The sequence below is a fragment of the Halobacteriovorax sp. genome, from assembly GCF_041587335.1.
GTDB lineage: Bacteria > Bdellovibrionota > Bacteriovoracia > Bacteriovoracales > Bacteriovoracaceae > Halobacteriovorax.
Genome location: NZ_JBFGYP010000232.1, coordinates 1 through 2764 on the forward strand (window position 1 = coordinate 1; position 2764 = coordinate 2764).

2 protein-coding genes are annotated in these 2764 nt (G+C 30.4%); one reads left to right on the plus strand and one right to left on the minus strand.

Annotated features, from left to right (window positions below):
- On the plus strand, positions 1-2231 hold a 2231-nt coding region (locus ABX784_RS16730), incomplete at its 5' end, for a hypothetical protein (RefSeq protein ID WP_372656205.1).
- Here ABX784_RS16730 and ABX784_RS16735 read toward each other — a convergent pair.
- A partial coding sequence (locus ABX784_RS16735) for a hypothetical protein (protein WP_372656206.1) occupies positions 2228-2764 on the minus strand: 537 nt, incomplete at its 5' end. The genes ABX784_RS16730 and ABX784_RS16735 overlap by 4 nt on opposite strands.

Below are 2764 nucleotides of genomic sequence, written 5' to 3' on the forward strand. Positions count from 1 at the left end.
GGGAGGTTGATAGCTTAGCTAATGAGAAGAGCAATCTACAGGTAGAAAATTTATCTCTAGAAAAAGAATATAATAAACTGATTGAAAAAAGAGATGAGTCTAAAAATAAAATATCTGAATTAACTAAAGAAAATGGCGTATTAACAGAAAGCCTCGCAGGTATTCATAGAGATAAGAATGAGATCGAAGAAGTTTACAGAGTAAATATTGATCTTATAAAAAAATATGAAAAACAAATAGTCGTCAATAAAGAAAATATAAATGGTTTACTTCGTGATATTGATTTAAAAAATAAAGAAGTAGATAAGAAAAGTAAAACGATTGAGCTTCTTAAAGAAGATTTAGAAGACGCTAGGGCCCTAGAAGCAAAAATAAGTGCTGACTATGAACAGCTAAAAGTAGAATTAATTAATTCTGAGAAAAGCCTAAGTGATCTCAAAAGTAAAAAAGAGACACTTCTGCAGGAAATTAATATTTTAAAAGCAGCATTAAATGAATGTGGTTATAAGAAATCAAAGCTTTATAAAGAACACAAAGAGTATGAAGCTAGTGCCTTTAGCTTGAGTGAGAATGTAAAGTCTTTAAAAGCCGATATATCTTCTAAAAAGAGTATTATTGAGTCTTACGAATCGAAAATTTTTCAAATTCAAAAAAGTATTGATGAGTTTGATAATCATAAAAATCAACTCAAATCGACGTTGGTAAATAGAAAGGAAGAAGTTGAAAAATACTCTAAGATTTTTGAATTAAAGTCTAGACGATTAGATCAACTTGAAAATGAAAACTTCAATCTAAAAAGAGAAGCTGAAGGCCTTTTAAGCTCTTTAGAAGCAGGAAGAATAAGACAAGATTCTCTATCAAGAAAGATAGATCAAGTATCACTAGACAATAATAAGAATCAGTCTTTAATTGAGAACTATAGAAAGAAGCTAGAAGTAGTCTCTAAAGAGAATGAAAAACTTGATCATGATATTCGTGAGGTGAGTGAACTTAGTGAGTTAAATTTAGAAAAAATCTCCGAGCTCAAGGGTGACTGTGATAGAACTTCTAAAAGTATTGAGTATAAACAAATTGAGTTCTCAAATCTTGAATCTAATATCAAGAGACAGTCGGAGCAGCTTAACTCTCTTAAGCTTAAAAGAGAGAGTCGAAGTGAGAAACTAGAAAGTCTTACCAATAGTTTCGAAGAACTAAAGTATAAAATAAAGAGTACCCTTAAAGAAAAGAGGACTCTTTCATCCGAAATCTTAAGTTTAAACTCGTCTATCAATATATTGTCTGAGAAGTATATCCAGTTTGAGGAATTTAGCTCAAAATTAAAAACTGAAAAGCATAAGAAGTTTGATGATAAGTTATCTTTAGAGCAAAAGAATAATCTGTATACTACTAGGCTGCAGGAGATCGAAAGTGAGATCTATGCAGAAAAAAGTATTATAAGTACACTGCAAGGTGAGCTTGATGAAGTTAATAAGAGTAATGCAGATCTTAAGTCTAGACTCAACTCCGGTAACGAAAAAATTAGTCAACTACGTGCTCAAAAGGCCGAGTTATCTAATGTTACGAGTAGCACCGTCGCTGATAGAAATGAATTGGAGCAAGAGATATTGAGCTTAGAGAGATCAAAGTCTTCTCTTGAATCTGATATTATTAGAAATCAAGAAGTGTATAGTGACTTAAGTTCTAAAATTATTAGTGATGAAGTAAGACATAAAAGACTAAAGAGTACTATTGCTGAGTATAATGGCCAACTTGAAAAGTTGAACTCTCAGATAAATACTCGAAGACAACTAATTGCTAAGAAAGAAAAAGAGTCAATAGAACTCTCTAAGGTCTCACAGCAGTTAAACCACGAAATTTCAGATCTAAAATCTGATTTTCAAAAGGCAAATTCATCTCTTATTAATTCAAATATGAATGTTTCAACTATAAAAGAAGAGATTAAGTCTAAAAAGCAGGAGCTATCACTAATAAAGGATAAATTTAATTCTCTTTCAAATAAAGGTCGAGATATTAGTACAGATAAGGAACAACAGTTTGTTCTTATATCAGAGCTTGAAAAAACTAAGAATAGATATATTAATTTAGTAGAAGACCTTATGAATAAGAATGTTAAAGAAAATGCGGAGTTAGAGGATCGAAATATTTATATTGAAAAATTACAAGAAGAAATTGAGCTTTTAAAAGACAATGTTCATGTTTTGAATAACTTTAAGAAAAAGAAGGCCGCTTAATTAATCGTGACTTTCCCTGAAGAGCTTAATTCAAGTGAGTCTTCAGGGGATGAGATAACTTTTAAAATTCTTTGGTTTTTATTATTATAAAATAAGTGGTTTTTATTAATATAGCTTTCTTGAAAGCTATTTAATTTTTTAATAAATTTCAATGAACCTAAGTTGTCTTTAAGTGGTATTCTCTTCTTGTTTAATTCCAATGTTGAAATACCATCTATATAGTCAATGAAGGCTTCTTGTGTACTCGACACCCAAGAGAAATGACCAAAAATACTATTATAGTCATCAACTTCAATATATTTCTCTCTATATAGTGAGTTTTCAAACTCTAGGATAGGGCAGAGTGAAGTATTCTTGGATTTGAAAGAATAAATTGTATTATGGTGCCTCTTTGCACTTAATTCTAAAAGGGCTCTTTTATCGATAAGTCTTGAATCGAGATCAAGTCTATGAATTAAGTCTCCATGAGATTCTATTGCCCATATCTCCTTATTCTCAAATTGAGTTAGAGAGTTAAGAAAACGCGTTAGAAA